This window comes from Vibrio sp. 10N.286.51.E5, from assembly GCF_041469125.1.
Classification (GTDB): domain Bacteria; phylum Pseudomonadota; class Gammaproteobacteria; order Enterobacterales; family Vibrionaceae; genus Vibrio; species Vibrio crassostreae_C.
Map to the genome: position 1 here is coordinate 39282 of NZ_JBFRJZ010000009.1, position 19609 is coordinate 58890.

12 protein-coding genes are annotated in these 19609 nt (G+C 45.8%); 6 read left to right on the top strand and 6 right to left on the bottom strand.

All coding sequences use genetic code 11. The annotated features are described in order from the left end of the window. The first annotated feature begins 73 nt into the window (after nt 1–73). Nucleotides 74–787 carry a two-component system response regulator TorR gene (torR, locus tag AB4161_RS02375; protein WP_017062094.1) on the top strand — a complete coding sequence of 238 codons (714 nt, stop codon included), beginning with the start codon at nt 74–76 and terminating at the stop codon, nt 785–787. 166 nt (nt 788–953) lie between these two features. Here torR and elyC read toward each other — a convergent pair whose 3' ends face one another. Beyond that, nucleotides 954–1805, bottom strand: a complete 852-nt coding sequence (gene elyC / locus AB4161_RS02380) for an envelope biogenesis factor ElyC (RefSeq protein ID WP_017062093.1) — start codon at nt 1803–1805, stop codon at nt 954–956. Nucleotides 1806–1920: 115 nt separating this feature from the next. On the opposite strand from elyC, the gene cmoM reads away from it, so the two are divergent. From cmoM to fdhF, 5 genes are all read left to right on the top strand, one after another. After that, nucleotides 1921–2706, top strand: coding sequence for a tRNA uridine 5-oxyacetic acid(34) methyltransferase CmoM (cmoM, locus tag AB4161_RS02385; protein ID WP_372082702.1), 786 nt, complete (start codon nt 1921–1923; stop codon nt 2704–2706). Between the two features lie 125 nt (nt 2707–2831). After that, complete coding sequence (mukF, locus tag AB4161_RS02390) at nt 2832–4169, top strand: chromosome partition protein MukF (RefSeq protein ID WP_017055049.1); 1338 nt, start codon at nt 2832–2834, stop codon at nt 4167–4169. Beyond that, nucleotides 4150–4956 (top strand): chromosome partition protein MukE, encoded by an 807-nt coding sequence (gene mukE / locus AB4161_RS02395; RefSeq protein WP_102398108.1) that lies wholly within the window; start codon nt 4150–4152, stop codon nt 4954–4956. Before mukF ends, mukE begins: the two co-directional genes overlap by 20 nt. Continuing rightward, nucleotides 4953–9413, top strand: coding sequence for a chromosome partition protein MukB (gene mukB / locus AB4161_RS02400; protein ID WP_372082704.1), 4461 nt, complete (start codon nt 4953–4955; stop codon nt 9411–9413). The genes mukE and mukB overlap by 4 nt, the downstream gene beginning before the upstream one ends. 333 nt (nt 9414–9746) lie before the next feature. Beyond that, nucleotides 9747–13976 carry a formate dehydrogenase subunit alpha gene (gene fdhF, locus AB4161_RS02405; RefSeq protein WP_372082706.1) on the top strand — a complete coding sequence of 1410 codons (4230 nt, stop codon included), beginning with the start codon at nt 9747–9749 and terminating at the stop codon, nt 13974–13976. A gap of 110 nt (nt 13977–14086) precedes the next feature. Here the strand turns inward: fdhF and AB4161_RS02410 are convergent, their stop codons facing one another. From AB4161_RS02410 to cmoA, 5 genes are all read right to left on the bottom strand, one after another. Beyond that, complete coding sequence (locus AB4161_RS02410; protein ID WP_026084277.1) at nt 14087–15067, bottom strand: alpha-L-glutamate ligase-like protein; 981 nt, start codon at nt 15065–15067, stop codon at nt 14087–14089. 3 nt (nt 15068–15070) lie between these two features. Further along, nucleotides 15071–16576, bottom strand: a complete 1506-nt coding sequence (locus tag AB4161_RS02415; protein WP_029235671.1) for an inactive transglutaminase family protein — start codon at nt 16574–16576, stop codon at nt 15071–15073. Between the two features lie 17 nt (nt 16577–16593). Next, nucleotides 16594–17334, bottom strand: coding sequence for an ATP-dependent zinc protease (locus AB4161_RS02420; RefSeq protein WP_372082708.1), 741 nt, complete (start codon nt 17332–17334; stop codon nt 16594–16596). 312 nt (nt 17335–17646) lie between these two features. Next, nucleotides 17647–18618, bottom strand: a complete 972-nt coding sequence (cmoB, locus tag AB4161_RS02425) for a tRNA 5-methoxyuridine(34)/uridine 5-oxyacetic acid(34) synthase CmoB (protein WP_017062084.1) — start codon at nt 18616–18618, stop codon at nt 17647–17649. A gap of 186 nt (nt 18619–18804) precedes the next feature. Then, nucleotides 18805–19533 (bottom strand): carboxy-S-adenosyl-L-methionine synthase CmoA, encoded by a 729-nt coding sequence (gene cmoA / locus AB4161_RS02430; protein WP_017062083.1) that lies wholly within the window; start codon nt 19531–19533, stop codon nt 18805–18807. Nucleotides 19534–19609 lie beyond the last annotated feature (76 nt).

The following is a 19609-nucleotide window of genomic DNA, read 5'->3' on the forward strand; positions in this document are numbered from 1 at the left end:
CTGTACCACTAGAATTGTTACTAGTTATGAATAGAATAGTCACTGAAACTATTAAATAAGAAAAGTGGTGTAGATGAGCTATCACGTATTAGTCGTAGAAGATGATGTGGTAACCCGCAGTAAACTGGTTGGATACTTCCAGAACGAGGGTTACACAGTGAGCGAAGCAGAAAGCGGCGCTCAAATGAGAAACGTGTTAGAAGAAAACAACGTTGACCTCATTATGCTGGACATCAACTTACCAGGCGAAGATGGATTGATGCTAACTCGCGAATTACGCAGTCAATCAGACATTGGAATTATTTTAGTTACTGGACGCACGGATAGCATCGACAAAATCGTTGGCCTTGAAATGGGCGCTGACGATTACGTTACTAAACCCTTCGAACTTCGCGAGTTATTAGTTCGAGTTAAAAACCTACTTTGGCGTATTTCTGCTGCTCGTAAAACAGCAGCGGGCGCAGTCGAAGAAATATCAGATGAGTCTGTGGTTCGTTTTGGTGAGTGGACATTTGATATCCCTCGTCGTGCGTTAAGCAAAAACGGCGAACCGGTGAAATTGACCAAAGCAGAATACGAACTGCTAGTGGCATTGTCTTCTTACCCTAACCAAGTATTAAGCCGCGAACGTATTTTGAATATGATTAGCCACCGAGTGGACGCGCCTAATGACCGTACTATCGACGTATTGATTCGTCGTATGCGTGCAAAAATGGAGTTTGATCCTAAGAACCCACAAATTTTTGTAACGGTTCACGGTGAAGGTTACATGTTCGCTGGTGATTGATTTCCTTCGGGAATGACCAATCAACAACGACATTTAAACGTAAAAAGCCGAGACACCATTGATGTCTCGGCTTTTTTATTGCTTAGCTTTCATTGTTAACGAACAGAGAACCTAAAAATACTTGCCGACTCAGTCTGCTCAGTATGAGTTTAAAGATTCAATTGGCTTACTGAGGCTGAGCCGCAGAAACTTCACCGTCATCTTCAACTAAGCTGGAAGCTTCTGGAATCACCGGCTCTTCAACAATGTCATTGCTTGTATCAAGCCAATCACGTAAATCTTGCCAAACTAATCCCATGGTTTCGTGCCAGTAACGCTCAGTCTGCTCAAGGTAGAGAGCTTTTGGCATGTACTTATTCCAAGGCTCAACAACGCCTTCTTGTGCAAGGTAGTTGGTTGGTGCAGGCAGTGGTTTCATACCAGCTGCATGGAATTCATTGAGTGCACGAGTCATATGGCTCGCTGAAGTCACCAGAACCATTTTTTTATTCTTAACGAACGCAGCGGCTTGGCGAGCTTCTTCCCAGGTGTCTTTTGCGGTTTCAAGCAGAATGATGTCGGGCTTTGCTACGCCTAGTGCTAATGCAACTTTAGCCATCATTCTTGCGTTACTGACTTCAGTGCCTGCGCCATAGCCAGACAAAATGAGTTTTGCACCAGGGTAAAGGCGTAGAATACGAATCCCTTCACTTAAACGCATCAGGCCGGTGCGGCTAAGTTCTGATGTCGGTGGAATTTGGTCGTCTACGACGTGACCACTTCCGAGAACCATTACGTAATCGACGGTTTCATCGACAGGTAAAAAAGCGGTGTGTTGCCTTTCCATTGGCATTAAAAGTTGACTAGAAACTGGTTGGAAAGCGATTAGGAAAATACCACATAGGGCTGAAAGGGTGATTAAGCAACCCGTCTTCCTTTTGGTAGTAAACATCACTAGGGCTAAACCCAGAAAAGCGAGAATTAACATTGCTGGCAGTGGCATCAATAGCGAAGACACTACTTTTTTCAGCTCAAACATATCCGAATAGTCCGAAAAAACATCACTTAGTAGTAAAAAGAGACATCGCCTCTTTATTCCTGAAATTCCTGTGACAGAATAGCAGGCACGATAGGACATAATAACTCAAGTAGCCGTGACTGAAGACCGTAATTTCGACGATATTGCCCACAAATTTGCAAAAAATATTTACGGCTCTGACAAAGGAGAGATCCGTCAGATCATCGTATGGGAAGATTTAGAACAAGCTTTGAGCAAGTTTGAGCAATCAGCTTCTCCGCTGCATGTGCTTGATGCTGGAGGCGGCCTTGCACAGATGTCGCAAAAAATTGCGTCGCTTGGGCATAACGTTTCTCTGTGTGATCTCTCTTCTGAAATGCTGAAGCTCGCAGAAGAAAGTATCAGCGAAGCGGGTTTGCTAGAGCAATATCGATTTATTCATTCACCAGTACAAAAAGTCGCAGAACATCTCGATGAGAAAGTCGATTTTGTGATGTTTCATGCCGTAATGGAATGGTTAGCCGATCCTAAAGAGGCGCTTGATTTATTGCTTGAACAAGTTAAACCGGGTGGCGTTGCCTCGATAATGTTTTACAACCACCACGGATTAGTCCTGAAAAATGTGATTTGTGGCAACATTCCTCATGTATTGAATGGGATGCCACATCGAAAACGGTTTAAGCTGCAACCACAAAAAGGCTTGAAGCCAGAAGAGGTTTACCAATGGATAGAAGACGCCGGTCTAGAAATCTGTGGTAAATCAGGCATTCGTTCCTTCAGTGACTACATAGGTAATATGGAGTACATAGGCGATTACCAATTTGAAGATGTATTGGAACTAGAAAAACAGCTATGTCGCCAAGAGCCATATCTGTCGCTAGGCCGTTATATTCACGTTTGGGCTCAAAAACCTGCGCAATAACAGCGGTGAATGTGGTAAAAGAAGCCACAACATGCGCTATGCAATCGTAAGAAGCCCGCGTCATAAAGAAATAGGCGTCATATCTAATACATTCGATATGACGAAGAACAGTAACAGGAACCACAATGAGTGAAATGACTCAAACTGCCGAAGAGCAGCCAATTGATGAGTTGGTGGGCTGGGTCAAGCAGCATGATTTTTCATTAAACTTGCCACCAGAGCGCTTAGCATTTTTGATTGCTATCGCAGTACTAAGCAATGAAAGGTTCGATGAAGAGTTGGGCGAGGGTGAACTGCACGATGCATTTACCATCGTCACTCGACTGTTTGAAGATACTGGCGAAGCGTCCGCGTTTCGTGCCAACAATGCCATCAACGAGTTAGTTAAACAGAAGTTGATTAGCCGCTTTACCAGCGAAATCACCGATGGTGCGAGTATTTATCGCTTATCACCATTGGCGATTGGTATTTCAGATTATTACTTACGCCACCGTCAGTTCTCTAAGTTAAAACTGTCTATCCAGCTTTCTATGGTTGCGGACGAGATGGCAAAAGCCATTGAAGCAGCACAAAAAGGCGGAACTCCAGGACATTGGAGAAAGAATGTTTACGGCGTGCTCAAGTATTCTGTTGGTGAAATTTTCGATCAGATTGATCTTAACCAACGTGTTATGGATGAGCAGCAGCAAACCGTTAAACAGCAAATTGCCGACCTTTTAAACAAGGATTGGCGAGAGGCGATTAACAACTGTGAAACCTTGCTTTCAGAAACCTCGTCCACACTAAAAGAATTGCAAGACACCTTGCAAGCGGCGGGGGATGAACTGCAAACACAGATCCTCGATATTCAAGAAATTGTTTACGGTGACGATGAACTCGAGTTCGTTGGCGAAACCCTGTTCGGCTTGCAGATGAAGCTAGACCGAATCACCAGTTGGGGCCAACAAGCCATCGATTTATGGATCGGCTACGACCGCCATGTTCACAAGTTCATCCGTACCGCGATTGATATGGATAAAAACCGCGCCTTTAGCCAGCGCTTGCGTCAGTCAGTCACTGACTACTTTGATGCGCCTTGGTTATTGACCTACGCCGATGCTGAGAAGCTGACGGATCTTCGTGATGAAGCGCTCGTGCTTCGTGATGACGAAGTGATGGGACAAGCACCAATCGACGTAGAGTACGAAGAATTTGAGCAAGTAAATGACCTGCTTTCAGATCGAATTGCAGAGATGTTAAAAGCTCACAAACAGCAAGGCGCGCCAATTGATCTTGGCCTTGTGTTACGCGATTACCTCGCTGCACACCCTCGCACACACCATTTTGATTTAGCCAGAATTGTTGTCGACCAAGCCGTGCGCTTAGGTTACTCAGAGTCTGACTATCAGGCTATTCAGCCAGATTGGCAGGCAATTAACGATTTCGGTGCAAAGGTACAAGCAAATGTCATTAACAAGTACTGATGATTACATGCCAGAGAAACTGGTAAAAGCGATAGCGAACCCACTGTTCCCTGCGCTAGATAGCATGCTGCGTTCAGGTAAGCATGTTTCAACAGAAGACCTAGATAACCACGCGTTGCTGTCTGATTTTGAAGTTGAGCTTCAGCATTTCTATCAACGCTACAATACGGAATTGGTAAAAGCGCCGGAAGGTTTCTATTACCTGCGTCCGCGTTCTACGTCTCTGATTGGTCGTAGTGTGTTGTCTGAGCTCGACATGTTGGTTGGAAAGGTGTTGTGTTTCTTATACCTAAGCCCAGAACGTCTTGCTCATGAAGGTATCTTCACCAACCAAGAACTGTTTGATGAGTTGATGTCGTTAGCGGATGAGAAAAAACTCATGAAGCTAGCAACCAACCGTGCGTCTGGTTCTGACCTAGATAAAGAAAAGCTGTTCGAAAAAGTACGTACTTCTCTACGTCGCTTACGCCGTATCGGTATGTTGATTGCGATTGGTGAAACCGGCAAGTTCCGTATCAGCGAAGCGGTATTCCGTTTTGGCGCTGACGTTCGTGTTGGCGATGATATGAAAGAAGCGCAGTTACGTCTTATCCGTGATGGTGAAGCTGTGGTGCATACCCAAGAGCCTAACCAAGGTAGCTTGTTGAATGAAGAGCAAGCAGAAGCCGCATCAGCAGTAGATGCAGACGTAGACGAAAACGGTCAACAAGACATTTTTAACGATCAAGCTGACTTTGACCTTGAGTCAAATGCTGGCGAACAAACAAAAGTAGAAGGTGAAGCATGATTGAAAGAGGTAAGTATCAATCATTAACCATGGTCAACTGGAACGGCTTCTTTGCGCGTACTTTTGATATTGATGGATTGGTTACAACGCTTTCTGGCGGTAACGGTGCGGGTAAGTCGACCACAATGGCGGCATTCATCACAGCACTGATCCCTGACCAAAGCCTTCTGCATTTCCGTAACACAACGGAAGCGGGTAGCTCACAGTCATCTCGTGATAAAGGCCTTTACGGTAAGCTTCAGCCAGGCGCATGTTATGCCGCACTAGATGTTGTGAACTCTCGTAATCAGCGTCTATTGTTTGCAGTAAAACTGCAGCAAGTCGCGGGTCGTGATAAGAAAGTCGACATTAAACCGTTCGTTATCCAAGGCCTTCCAAGCCATGTGAAACCAACGGATGTGTTGATTCAGAACGTTTCAGACAGCCACGCTCGCGTATGTCAGTTGAACGACGTGAAAGCGGCGGTTGCACAATACGAAGGCGCGCATTTTAAAGCCTTCTCTTCGATTGTTGATTACCACTCACAGATGTTTGAATACGGTGTGGTACCGAAGAAACTGCGTAACAGCAGCGACCGTTCTAAGTTCTACCGCTTAATTGAAGCATCACTTTACGGTGGTATCTCAAGTGCAATTACGCGCTCTCTGCGTGATTACCTTCTACCGCAAAACGGTGGTGTGAAGAAAGCATTCCAAGACATGGAATCAGCACTACGTGAAAACCGCATGACGCTAGAAGCGATCAAGACGACTCAGTCGGATCGTGACCTGTTCAAGCACTTGATCACTGAATCTACGAACTACGTGGCTGCGGACTACATGCGCCATGCAAACGATCGTCGTAACAAGTTAGATCAAACCATGAAGTTCCGTGGTGAACTGTTCGGTTCTCGTGAAACCTTGCTTGATCAAAACAATTTGTTGAATCGCGTTCAAGAAGAACTAGAACTACTTGTCGATCAAGAATCGGCACTAGAGCAAGATTACCAAGCGGCATCGGATCATCTTCAGTTGGTTCAAACTGCACTTCGTCAGCAAGAAAAAATTGCTCGCTACAGCGAAGATCTAGAAGAGCTGAATGAGCGTCTAGAAGAGCAGATTATGGTGGTTGAAGAAGCTCAAGAACGAGTACTTCTTGCTGAAGAGCAGGCAACCATCACTGAAGAAGAAGTGGATAGCCTGAAAACTCAGCTTGCTGATTACCAACAAGCATTGGATGTTCAGCAGACTCGTGCACTTCAATACCAGCAAGCGGTTCAAGCATTAGAGAAAACTAAGCAGCTACTTGGTGATGAGTCTATTACGGCAGAAAGCGCACTAACTCTGGTTTCTGAGCTAAAAGCACAAGAAGAATCAAGCACTCAAACGCTGCTGTCTACTAAACATAAACTAGACATGTCTTCTGCTGCTTCTGCGCAGTTCGACAAAGCGCTCGCTCTTGTTAAAAGTATTGTGGGTGACGTTGAGCGTAAAGAAGCGTCTCAAAGCGCTAAGCAAGCTTTAGAAAAAGGCCGTAACGCAAAACACGTTGTTGAAAATGAACAGCAGTGGCGTGCTCAGCACCGCGATATGGCTCGTGATGTGGCTCAGCAGCGTCAAGCAAAAGAGCTAGCGACTGAATACCAAAAGCAACACAACATCTCACTGACTGACGAAGCGGTTTTCGATGAAGAACGTGAACGTCATGCTATGCAGATCGAGTCTCTTGAGTACGCTCAAGAAGAGCTGCGTGAAGCGAAGAGTGAGCAACGTCGTGTACAACAAAACCACGATCAAGAGATTCAAAAACTTGAGTCTATTGCTCCAGCATGGATCACGGCAAACGATGCGCTTGAAGCATTAAGAGATCAAACCGACGCTGAGCTAGAAGATAGCCAAGCGGTGATGACTCAAATGCAACAAGTGCTTGAAGATGAGAAATCTCAAGCGGTAGCAAAAGATCAGTTGGCTACGCGCCGAGCTGAACTTGAGCACGAAATTGAGCGTTTAGCGTCTCCAGGTGGTTCTAACGATCCTCGCCTCAAAGGCCTAGCGGATACGCTTGGTGGCATGCTGCTTTCTGAGATCTACGATGATATCACTATTGGTGATGCGCCGTACTTCAGTGCGATGTACGGCCCGGCTCGTCACGCAATTGTGGTTTCTGATCTTGATGGTATTAAAGAGAAGCTGGTGGATCTTGATGATTGTCCAGAAGACCTTTACATCCTAGAAGGCGATGTCGACGCGTTTGATGACAGTTCATTCAATGCCGATGAGCTTGAAGGCGCAGTGTGTGTTCAGCTGAACGATCGCCAAATGCGTTACTCTCGTTTCCCTGAGATCCCACTGTTTGGCCGTGCGGCTCGTGAACAACGTCTAGAGAAATTGCGCGAAGAGCGTGACGTTGTGGTTGAAAACCACGCGAAGGCAGCGTTTGACTCCCAAAAACTGAATCGCCTATACCAAGCATTCAACAGCTTTGTTGCGAAGCACCTGCACGTTGCGTTTAACGCAGACCCAGAGCAAGCACTTGCTGCGATTCGTGATAAGCGTAATCAAATTGTTCGTTCTCTGGCTGAGCTTAACTCTAAAGAGCAGCAGCAACGCAGTCAGCTTCTACAAAGCAAGCAGGCACTTGGTGCGCTAGATAAATTAGCACCAATGGTTCGTATTTTAGAAGACGAAACATTGGCTGAGCGTTTAGCTGAATTAGAAGCGCAACTAGAGCGTTTAAGTGAAGCGAAATCTTACTTGAATACGCACGGCAAGGCGCTTACTTCTCTAGAACAGTTCGTATCTGCACTAGACGCTGACCCAGAGCAATTCGAAGCTTTGGAAGCAGAGTACCGTCAAGCAGACAACGCGCTACAAACGCTAAAAGGCAAAGTGTTCGCACTGTCTGATCTGATTGAGCGTCGTCATTACTTTGCTTACGCGGATTCTGTTGATTTGCTTAATAAGAGCAGTGAACTGAGCGAGCAACTGAAAGCGAAGTTGGTTCAAGCTGAACAAGCAAGAACCAAAGGCCGCGATGGCTTGAAGCAAGCTCGCGAACAGATGAACCAATACAACCAAGTATTGGCGGCACTGAAGAGCTCACATCAAGCGAAGCAAGAAACGGTTCAAGAGTTCAAACAAGAGCTACAAGAGTTCGGCGTAAACGCTGACGAAGGCGCTGAAGAGCGTGCTGTACGTCGTCGTGACGAGCTTCAAGAGCGTCTGCACACATCTCGCAGCCGTAAGAGTGAATACGAGCGTACGATTACGTCAACTGAACTTGAGATGAAAGCACTGGCTAAGCGTCTTAAGAAAGTTCAAAAAGAGTACACCGAGCTTCGTACTTTCGTTGTTGCAGCGAAAGCGGGTTGGTGTTCAGTACTTCGTTTAGCGCGTGAGAATGATGTTGAACGTCGTCTGCATAAACGTGAACTGGCTTATCTAACGGCAGGCGAGCTTCGCTCTATGTCGGATAAATCACTGGGTGCGCTACGTCTGGCGGTAGCCGACAATGACGACCTGCGTGATTCGCTGCGTTTATCTGAAGACAACGCGCATCCAGAGCGTAAAGTTCTGTTCTACATTGCGGTTTACCAACACCTTCGTGAGCGTATTCGCCAAGATATTATTCACACGGATGATCCGGTTGAAGCAATCGAAGAGATGGAAGTGGAGCTAGCTCGACTAACAGAAGAGTTGACGCAGCGTGAAAATCGCCTGGCAATCAGCTCTGAGTCCGTAGCAAGCATCATCAAGAAAACGATTCAGCGCGAGCAGAACCGTATTCGAATGCTGAACCAAGGGCTGTCGAACATCTACTTTGGTCAGGTTAAGGGCGTACGTCTGAACGTTAAGATTCGTGAAAGCCACGAGATCTTGCTATCAGGGCTAGCGACTCAGCAAGAGCAACACAAAGACTTGTTTGAATCAACACGCTTTACCTTCTCAGAAGCGATGGCGAAGTTGTTCCAACGTGTTAACCCACATATCGATATGGGTCAACGTTCTCCACAAGTTCTAGGTGAAGAGCTACTGGATTACCGCAACTACCTAGAATTAAGTGTTGAAGTTAACCGTGGTTCAGACGGTTGGTTACAAGCGGAATCGGGCGCACTGTCTACGGGTGAAGCGATCGGTACTGGTCAGTCTATCCTACTGATGGTTGTTCAGAGCTGGGAAGAAGAGTCTCGTCGACTTCGTAGCAAAGACATCGTTCCATGTCGTTTGTTGTTCCTTGATGAAGCAGCTCGTCTGGATGCGAAATCTATCTCTACCTTGTTCGAACTGTGTGACCGTTTAGGTATGCAACTTTTGATTGCAGCACCAGAGAACATTAGCCCTGAGAAAGGCACAACCTACAAACTGGTTCGTAAGGTCTTTAAAGATCACGAGCACGTACATGTTGTTGGCCTGCGCGGTTTTGCTCAAAACAAACCGGCATCCCCAGTTCAAGAGCTTATTGAAGAAGCTGAGCAATAACCTTGATAGCCGAGCAATAAGCTTGATAACTGAGTTATAAGCTCGAAAGCGACTCAATGATATTTGTACAAAGCCCCTAATCAATAGGGGCTTTTTTGTATCTTGAATCTAATTTCCTCAACTGAACTCCTCTCGCCTAATTCTTTTATCGATACTGATAAGACCACTCATACCTTGTGGTTATTATCAATGGAACTTGTTTGAGGTCACACGCACAAAACCACAAATAATGTATGGTAATGACATAGATTTAATAATATTAATAATATTGTATTACTTAAATTTTAATTATTGATAACTCGCGTGTGCGAAAGGTAAAGGTAGGACTTAGGTATGATTCAAATCGTGATTGATGGGAAATATCGAATCGTCGAGCAAGGACAAACCGTTCTTGAAGCGGCAAAAACATGTGGTTTGGAAATCCCATCTTTATGTGGTTTGAACAAAACAGCGGATAAAGTGCCGTGTGATTTGTGTGTCGTTGAAGTTGATGGCGTTGGTGTTACTCGCTCTTGTGAGCTTGAAGTGTCTAATGGGTTGAATATTACCACTCAGTCAAAACAGTTAACGAATCATCGACAAGAAGCGTTGAATCGCATTATGACCGATCACTACGCTGACTGTGAGGCGCCATGCCAAACAGCCTGTCCTGCTGGGGTCGACATCCAATCTTACCTGCACCATATTGCTCAAAATGATCACATCAAAGCGATTGAAGTGATCAAAAAGACATTACCAATGCCGCTTTCAATTGGTCGTGTGTGTCCTGCTTTCTGTGAAACCGAATGTCGTCGTAACTTGGTTGATGAATCCATTGCGATTCGCCAACTCAAACGACACGCTGCCGACGCGGATTTAGCGACTCAAGAGAGCTACATGCCAGCTAAGAAACCGAATAAAGGCAAGAGTATTGCAATTGTCGGTAGTGGCCCCGGTGGGCTTACGGCGGGTTATTACCTATCTAACGAAGGCTATGATGTCAGTGTCTATGAGTCGATGCCGCAAGCGGGTGGTTGGCTGCGTTACGGTATCCCTGAATATCGCTTACCTAAGTCGATTCTAGATAAAGAAATCGAGTTGATGTGTCGCAACGGAATGGTGGTTGAGTGCGGTAAAAAACTCGGTGTTGATTTTACACTGTCTGATTTAAGTAACGATTTTGATGCGGTTTGTTTAGCCGTTGGTGCATCGCAAGCGGTCGAGATGAATTACCCGGGTAGCGAACTCGGAGGTTGTTATTTGGGTGTCGATTATCTGAAAGATTACGTGACCGACCAGCAGTACGTCACTGGTAAAAAGGTTGCCGTGATCGGTGGCGGTAATACAGCGATTGACTGTGCTCGAACCGCAGTTCGTGATGGCGCGGATACTACGCTGATTTATCGTCGTACTCGAGATGAGATGCCAGCAGAAGATTACGAAATCGAAGAAGCTGAACATGAGGGTGTGAAGTTCCACTTCTTAACCAACCCTGCAGAAAACATAGCCGATGAAAATGGTCTTGTATCAGAAATACGATTAGAACGAATGGCTTTGGGTCCTGCTGATGCTTCAGGCCGCCGCAGCCCTAAACCAACGGGCGAGTTCTTTGTTGAAGCGTTTGATACGGTTATTGCTGCCGTGTCGCAAAAGCCTGATCTGAGCTTTATGGACAATGAAGCGATTGATATTCCTCTTACTCGTTGGAATACCGCAGATGCTGATCCACAAACCATGCATACCGGAACCGGAAATATTTTCAGTATTGGTGATTTCCGACGCGGCCCTGCAACCGCAGTCGAAGCGGTGGGGGATGGGCGTATTGCTGCACAAGCGATCGATCGCTTCTTCCACGGTGATATGGAAAATATTCCGGCCAAACCGTTTAACTCAAGAAAGCACAAACAGCTCAAAGCGGTGGATCCTGAGCAATACAAATCTATACAACGCATGGCGCGCAAGATCATGCCTGAGCTAACGCCCGAACAGCGTGAACAAAGCTTCGATGAAGTAGAAACAGGGTTTGATAATGCCGATGCAATCGCTGAAGCTGCAAGATGTCTAGAGTGTGGCTGCCAAGCTAATACAGATTGCGACCTACGAGACTACTCGACTGAATACAAAGCAACGCAAACCCATCCTGAATACAAAATCGATGTGGCTTCGAATGAGAGTTGGCAGGCGATTCGTGCTGAAGAAGCGAAGGTCGGGTTAACAAGACAAAAATTTTCGGTCGATGACAGTTCTGAGTTCATTATCTTTGACGCTAACCGCTGTATTAGTTGTGGCCAGTGTATCCAAGCGTGTCGAGAACAGAATGTTCATGGCGTTCTAAGCTTCATGAACCAATCGGATGGCAAACCTGCATCAAGACCAGAATGTCGTCCTAACTTTGGGGCGGACAAGACCTTAATGGGCGACTCAAACTGCGTTCAATGCGGATCGTGTATTCAGGCGTGTCCAACCGGTGCAATGGTCGATGCTCGCGACAGAAAGCAGGGAGACACAGACGTACTCAAGAAAGTCGATACCATCTGCACTTATTGCGGTGTGGGTTGTAAGTTAACCATGCATATCGATGAGCAGAAAAACAAAATTCGCTATATCGAAGGCGGAGACTCTCCGGTTAATGAAGGCATGTTGTGTGTTAAGGGACGATTTGGCTTCGATTTTGTGGGCAGCGATGCGCGTTTAACCACACCATTAATTCGTAAAGATGGCTGGTTGCAACCTGCAAGTTGGGATGAGGCAGTTAAGCTTATTGCCGAGAAGTTTACTGCGATTAAGCAAGGCTTTGGCAGTAACGCTTTAGCGGGGTTCTCGTCGGCGAAAACCACCAATGAAGATAACTATGCCTTCCAAAAATTCATACGTCGTGAACTCGGTACCAATAACGTCGATCACTGTGCGCGCCTTTGTCACGCATCTACTGTTACTGGTTTAGAGGCTTCGCTAGGTAGCGGGGCGATGACCAATGATATTCCAAGCATCAAGCACTCAGATGTGATCTTTATTATTGGCTCCGACACCACGTCAGCACACCCAATTATTGGCTCGCATATCAAGCAAGCTGTGAGGCATGGTGGAGCGAGATTGATCGTTGCCGATCCAAAACGAATCGATATTGCTGACCATGCTGAACTTTATTTAGCGCACCGACCGGGTACTGATGTAATGTTGATCAATGGTGTGATGCAGCAAATCATCAAACACGGTTGGTACGACCAAGAGTATATCGAAGACCGTGTGGATGGCTTTGATACCTTGCTTCAAGAGGTAATGTCACCAAGTTATTCACTAGACAAAGTGGAGCTGGTAACTGGCGTTAAAGCGGAAGACATCTTCGCAATGGCGCGATTGATTGGTACTGCAGAGCGTACAGCGGTGTACTACTCGATGGGCATTACGCAACATACCACTGGTCACGATAACGTTCGATCAATCGCTAACCTACAGCTCTTGTGTGGCAATATCGGAATTGAAGGCGGCGGTATCAACCCATTACGTGGTCAATCCAATGTTCAGGGTGCGTGTGACATGGGCGCATTGCCAAATAACCTTCCGGGTTATCAGAAAGTGTACAACCCAATGGTTCGTCAAAAATTCGCGATGGAGTGGGGTGTTTCTGACCTACCGGCTGAAACAGGCTTAACGTTGACCGAAATTATTGATGGAGCGTGTCATCGAGATGTTCGTGGTCTGTACGTAATGGGCGAGAACCCAGTGCTGAGTGACCCGAACCAAGCGCATGTGATTGAAGGTCTTGAAGCGTTAGATTTCCTCGTGGTTCAAGATATTTTCTTAACCGAAACCGCTCAATATGCCGATGTGGTGCTACCGTCTTGCTCGTTTGCTGAGAAGTCTGGTCATTTTACTAATACCGAGCGTCGTGTTCAGCGTATTAACCCGGCGGTATTGCCTCCAGGTGAAGCGAAAGAAGATTGGGTGATTATCCAAATGCTAGCCAACGCAATGGGCGGTGGTTGGGACTATAACACCGTTGCCGATATCACCAATGAGATAGCACGTGTAACACCACAGTATGGTGGTTTACGTTGGGAGAACATTACGGTCAATGGCGTGCAATGGCCGAGTAATAAGAATAACCCTGATGGCACTCGTATCATGCACCAGACCCAATTTACCCGTGGGCGTGGTCAAATGGAGGCGATTCCGTTTAGATACGCTGCTGAGCTACCGGATGAAGAGTATCCGTTAGTTCTAACGACAGGGCGTATCTTAGAGCAATTCCATACAGGCACTATGACGCGTAAAACCAAAGGCCTGGATAACTTAGCGGGGCCACGTGCAATGGTCAGTGTTCACGATGCTGAAGCGTTAGGAATCTCGAATGGTCAGATGCTCAAGGTGTCGACACGTCGTGGTGAAATAGAAATCGCGGCGTTTGTGACTAAGCGAATGCAAAAGGGTGTGGTGTTCATTCCATTCCATTTTGTTGAATCGCCGGTTAACCGTTTGACGACCACAGCGACCGACCCACACGCTAAGATCCCTGAGTTTAAGGTGGCGGCGGTGCGGATTGATCCAATTCGAGAGCCTGTAATTGAATCTACAGAGACTTAACCTAATCCGCTAATTTAACCGCAGATACTAAAAAGCCGCGTAACTCTCAGAGTTATGCGGCCTTTTTTATAAGCTCTATTAGGTATCAAGTGACCTAGTCAGCAAATCGCTTAGTTTGGAACAATCTCGTTACCGTGAACACCGAATTGCTTGGCAGCGTAGGCAACGCGCTCTGCTGGTTTCGGGTATTCAGCCGGTGTACCAAGGTTCTCAATATGGTGCAATCGAGGCAATAAACCTGCGCCGTTCGCGATTTGGATAGCCAAACCTGGACGTGCGTTAAGCTCAAGTACCATTGGGCCTTCTTCTTGGTCTAGAACCATGTCAGTACCCATGTAACCAAGACCTGTCATTTCCCAAGCGCTTGAAGCTAGTGTTAGCAGTTTTTCCCAGTGTGGTACCTGAAGTAGCGCCAACTCTTTACCCGTATCTGGGTGGTGAGTCACTGGGTGGTCAAATTGAACCGCACGAACGGCTTTACCCGTAGCGATACAAATACCTACGCCCACAGCACCTTGGTGCAAGTTAGCTTTACCATCAGAAGCCGAAGTCGATAGACGCATCATCGCCATTACAGGGTAGCCCTTGAATACAATGATTCGTACATCTGGTACACCCTCGTAACTGAAGCCGTCAAAACACTCGTCAAACTTGATGAGGTTTTCAACTACAGCAACATCGTTCTTACCACCGAGTGAGAAAAGACCCGCGAGAGCGTTACTGATGTGGCGCTCTACGTCTTCTTCATTGATAGTCGAACCCGATGGCTTGGTGTAAACGCCGTCCTTGTGAGAAGTCACAACAAGGATACCTTTACCACCACTGCCTTGAGCTGGCTTGATTACGAAACCCGGCCACTCTTTTACCATCTTGTGGATTGTTTTTACTTCAGCTTGATGACCAATCACGCCAATCAGTTTTGGTACAGTAGCACCAGCCTGTTCAGCAATGATCTTCGTCTTAAGCTTGTCATCAACGAGTGGATACTTGGAACGATCATTGTAGCGACCAATATAACTATGGTTACGCTTGTTCATTCCCATTATGCCTTTGTCTTTCAACCTAAACGGTGAAGTAAACTGATCAAACATAACTTAGTCCTCCGCTAGCGGTTTAAAGCGACGAAGCTCGGTTAGACGGTATCCTGTGTAGTTACCTAGTAGCAAGATGGTCGCTAGAATAACAAGTTGTAAACCAATAAAGTTAAACGTTAAGTGCTGAATGAACGGGTTAGTCATGCCTAAGTAAACAAGAACCGCAGTGAATAGAGAACCACCACCTTGCAGCATTACTTCCTTCGCGCCTTCTTCTTCCCATAGGATAGACATACGTTCGATAGTCCAAGATAGGATAATCATTGGGAAGAACGTAATGGATAGACCTTCAGTCAGACCCACTTTAAACGCGACCACAGTGAATACAGAAATAATCATGATTACCGTGATGATTACGGCGGATATCCTGGCGACCAGCAGTAAGTTGAGCTTGGATAAGTAACTTCGAATAATAAGACCTGTACCTACGATAAGTAGGAAGCCGACAATACCCGTTACCAATTGTGTTTGTACAAAGGCTACCGCAATCAGTACAGGCATGAACGTACCAGACGTTTTCAGACCGATGATGACACGTAGGAACACAACAATCAGAGCACCGATAGGAATCAGCATGATGGTTTTAAACATCGCTTGCTCTTCTAGCGGCAGACTATGAATGGAAAGGTTTAACAGTTGATCCGCAGAGACTTTACTGTTGGTTGCTTCAGTGGGAGTCACCTCCTGAGCAATCATCGAGAAGTGAACTTTACTGTTCTGACCGCCAACCACGTCTAATAGAGATACATTTGATTCATCCCAAATTAGCAGGTTTGGCTGAACTTGCTGTTCGCTTGATTCAGGAGAGAATAAAACCCATTGGTCGTTATCCCAGATCTGGTTCATTTGCTGGATAGATTGACGACGACGTCCATCTTCTAGCTCGATAACACCAACCACTTTATTGTGAATGTTTGCTGCTGAAAGTAGCTTGTGTGTCGCTTCCACTTTAGTCATGTTATTCAGAATAAGCGCTGAGTTTTGGCTGTCTGGATCGTTAAGTGTTTTGATGAGCTCACGGGTAAAAGTGAGGTTGTCTGCAGAACGCTTTGTCGCTCTATCAATCAATGCAAAAGAAGCGGCTTCTTCAGGGCCGTCGAAGCTTGGCTGTGCGACTTCGCCTTCTGGCGGTATAGCATCAACTTTTGCTTGGTTGTCGACTAGGAATTGTGTTTTGTAGTAGATAGTTTGAGGGCCATCTGCGTATCGAATAGACCACTCTGCGCGGCGACCTGATTCGGTATTCAAGTAAGAGATACCATAACCTGGCGATGAAGCCGATTCGCCGATAAGTGTGTAGTTAGACTGAGTATGAGGAGCCGCTAAGGAAACTTTTGCTTCTTTGCCTACTGCGTTGAACTCGATGCGAGCTTCAACGTCCCAAACCTGTCTGGTTTCCCCTGGAGTCCAAGGTACACCGTAGGTCGTATGTCTGAACATACTCAGTGTTATACCTGCCACAATAAGCAGGAATATAGAGATATAAAATGGAATTCTTGACGTCATAGCTTACCCTACTATTGTTATTTAACTTCCGTTTGTACGTACTTTTTACTTACATCTACTAGCGCTATGTCTTTGATAAATTCGCGCCCTAATAGTACAGGGTGACTCATTTGAGAGCGATCCGCCAATGTAAATTGCGCTTTTTCATGGATTTTTCCAACTTTCACCCATAATTCGATCACAGCTCGACGTTCTGCCTGATCATTGGTTGATTGACGGATTTTTACATAACGTACAACAGGCGCTTCAATCCATTTCTGGTCTTCTTCCGCTTGGGCTTTGTCGTCTAGGTGAAATTTAACCCAGTTCTTGCCGTTACGTTCGAATTCTTTGATATCGACAGCGTTTAAAGAAGAGGTGGTTGCACCTGTATCAACACGAGCATCAAAGCTTTGCTTGATAGAGTCGATAAACACTTTTTCGATGCCGCCAAGGATAGTCGGTTGTGATATAGGAGCGATAGGAGCAACGGCAATAGCGACCGGTTCCTCTTCCTCTAGCTCTTCAATAACCTTGTGTTCCATGCTCGTTAGATGGGTATCTAATTGACTAGAAAGGGTAGTAATTTCGTCTTCTAAGCTTTCAATATAGTCACTTTGATTGCTTAGTTGCAGTTCAAGATTTTGAACCTTATTTGCGATGTTTGTCTCTGAGCGGGAAATAGCGTCGAGAGTTTCTTGGTGGTAGGTAGCACCATTTGTAAGAGTACAACCAGAGAGCAAACCAACCGCCACAATAGGCGATAATCGCTTAAACATAAAAAAACCTTTGAGAATTAGAGAATAGTTCAGACTATTTAGAAGTTTAGCCCACAAAAAAGGATGCGTGAAGCATCCTATTGTAAGAGTCTGGTCATATTGAATCGCAATGTGAGCGCTACGCCAATTATTGCTATTTGGAATAGCTCACTTATTAAACACAAGTCAATTTTTGTTCAATTCTTAAGCTAAGGAAGCAAGGTTCACCGCGAAATTAACAGTGGCTTTTTGACCATGCAAGCAATTGTTTTTCTGCCTTAATAGGCTTGTGCTTTATTTACTCAATATGCCACTGCTTTGTGTGCAGTAAATCTATGGCTTTGTTGCTACCAGAATCGCACGTCTCGGTGCAGGGTGACCTTCAACCGTTTTACTTGGATCGTTCGGATCGAGGTAATCTGGAAGAGAGTTGTGTGTCATCCATTCTGTGGTGCGTTGTTCACCAATTGTCGTGACATTTTCGTCAACGATTCGTACGTCTTCAAAACCAACTTGTTCTAGCCAGCGTTTCAGTGCGCGAGCTGAAGGGAAGAAGTAGACGTTTCTCATTTGCGCGTAACGGTCAACCGGAACTAATACTGCGTTCTCATCGCCTTCAATCACCAAGGTTTCAAGAACCAGTTCACCGCCAGACACCAATTGGTCTTTCAGTTGAATCAAGTGGTCCAGTGGTGAACGACGATGGTAAAGCACGCCCATGCTGAATACCGTGTCGTAGGCTTCTAGCTTTGGGAGCTGCTCAATACCTAGAGGTAATAGGTGAGCTCGTTGGTCATCGCCCATCAACTTACGAATTGCTTCAAACTGAACCAAGAATAGGTGGGAAGGATCGATACCAACCGTTAAGCGAGCACCTTCACCCAGCATGCGCCACATGTGGTAACCATTGCCACAACCTACATCGAGAACCGAACGGTTTTTTAATGGAGATATATGTGGAAGCACACGATCCCATTTCCAGTCACTGCGCCACTCTGTATCGATATGGATGTCGTGAACCGTATAAGGACCTTTTCTCCACGGGTGGAAAGTCTTCAATAAGCTTTCTAGCTTTTTCAGTTCGCCTGTGTGGTATGGCGTAGAACTACCAATCGTCACTGAATTTTTCAGGTCAACTTGATCTGGCACGTCTTGTGGAATCTTGTTTAGTGCACGTAGCCAGCGGTCAAAGTCACCGTGCTCTGCATTTTGCCAATCGGTCAGTTGCTGTGGCAGGACATTTAGCCACGGCTGAAGGCGAGTATCTTGGGCAATAAGTTGATAAAAATTGGCAAAATTAAACATAGGTTTTCACTGAGTTGGTGGTGTAGAAATTAAATTTGTCACTCCATTAAGAGTGTGGACAAACATGCTAGGGAATCTCGTTTATCGTGTTTGATAAGAGATCCCCAATTCGTTTGTTCCTCGCTCTTGAGGATGACATTTTAGTACGTGCTAACGGTGTCGCGACGGTTACGTAATCTAAAATGTTTACTTTATCGCGAACATTGAACCAAAGTTGAAACATTGGAACCAGACTTCGCTGCTTGAGAAGCCAATCTTATCAAATCGCTCTCTGTGAACAGGGATCGAATCCGGGCGCATCACGTTTTCAATTGCGCTACGTTTCTGACTTACTTCTAGCTCGCTGTACCCGTTAGCACGTTTGAAATCATGGTGCAGGTCGATAAGCAGTTCATTTGAGCTTTCATCTTCGAATACGTATTTTTCTGACAGGATTAAGATCCCGCCTGGGCGCAGGCCAGCATGAATTTTCTCAAGCAGAGCGTATCGATCGTCTGGAGAAAGAAATTGCAGCGTAAAGTTAAGCACCACAACAGAAGCGTCTTTGATTTCCACTTCACGGATGTCGGCTTCAATCACTTCTACCGGTGTGTCACTGCGGTAAGCATTAACGTGCAATTTGCAGCGCTCAACCATGGCTTCTGAATTATCGATCGCGAAAATCGTGCAGCCTTCTTGCTGAATGTGACGACGCATAGAAAGTGTCGCAGCACCAAGCGAGCAGCCAAGGTCGTAAATATTTGAGTGTGGCTTTACAAAGCGCTCAGCCAGCATGCCGATTGCAGAGATGATATTGCTATAGCCAGGCACCGAACGTTGAATCATATCCGGAAATACTTCAGCAACCCTTGCATCAAAGGTGAAGTCTCCAATTTTATCAATAGGAGCGGAAAAGATATTGTCTGTGTTGCTCATAGCATTTTCTCTCGACAGTCAGCGTAATTGGCACAAAATTCGTACCAAATAAAAGGGGGCGTATTTTACGTAAAAA

Excerpts from the sequence above, each read along its gene's own strand:
- torR (WP_017062094.1), top strand. The coding sequence starts at position 74 with ATGAGCTATCACGTATTAGTCGTAGAAGATGATGTGGTAACCCGCAGT.
- elyC (WP_017062093.1), bottom strand. The coding sequence starts at position 1,805 with ATGTTTGAGCTGAAAAAAGTAGTGTCTTCGCTATTGATGCCACTGCCA.
- mukF (WP_017055049.1), top strand. The coding sequence starts at position 2,832 with ATGAGTGAAATGACTCAAACTGCCGAAGAGCAGCCAATTGATGAGTTG.
- mukE (WP_102398108.1), top strand. The coding sequence starts at position 4,150 with ATGTCATTAACAAGTACTGATGATTACATGCCAGAGAAACTGGTAAAA.
- mukB (WP_372082704.1), top strand. The coding sequence starts at position 4,953 with ATGATTGAAAGAGGTAAGTATCAATCATTAACCATGGTCAACTGGAAC.
- fdhF (WP_372082706.1), top strand. The coding sequence starts at position 9,747 with ATGATTCAAATCGTGATTGATGGGAAATATCGAATCGTCGAGCAAGGA.
- AB4161_RS02410 (WP_026084277.1), bottom strand. The coding sequence starts at position 15,067 with ATGTTTGATCAGTTTACTTCACCGTTTAGGTTGAAAGACAAAGGCATA.
- AB4161_RS02415 (WP_029235671.1), bottom strand. The coding sequence starts at position 16,576 with ATGACGTCAAGAATTCCATTTTATATCTCTATATTCCTGCTTATTGTG.
- AB4161_RS02420 (WP_372082708.1), bottom strand. The coding sequence starts at position 17,334 with ATGTTTAAGCGATTATCGCCTATTGTGGCGGTTGGTTTGCTCTCTGGT.
- cmoB (WP_017062084.1), bottom strand. The coding sequence starts at position 18,618 with ATGTTTAATTTTGCCAATTTTTATCAACTTATTGCCCAAGATACTCGC.
- cmoA (WP_017062083.1), bottom strand. The coding sequence starts at position 19,533 with ATGAGCAACACAGACAATATCTTTTCCGCTCCTATTGATAAAATTGGA.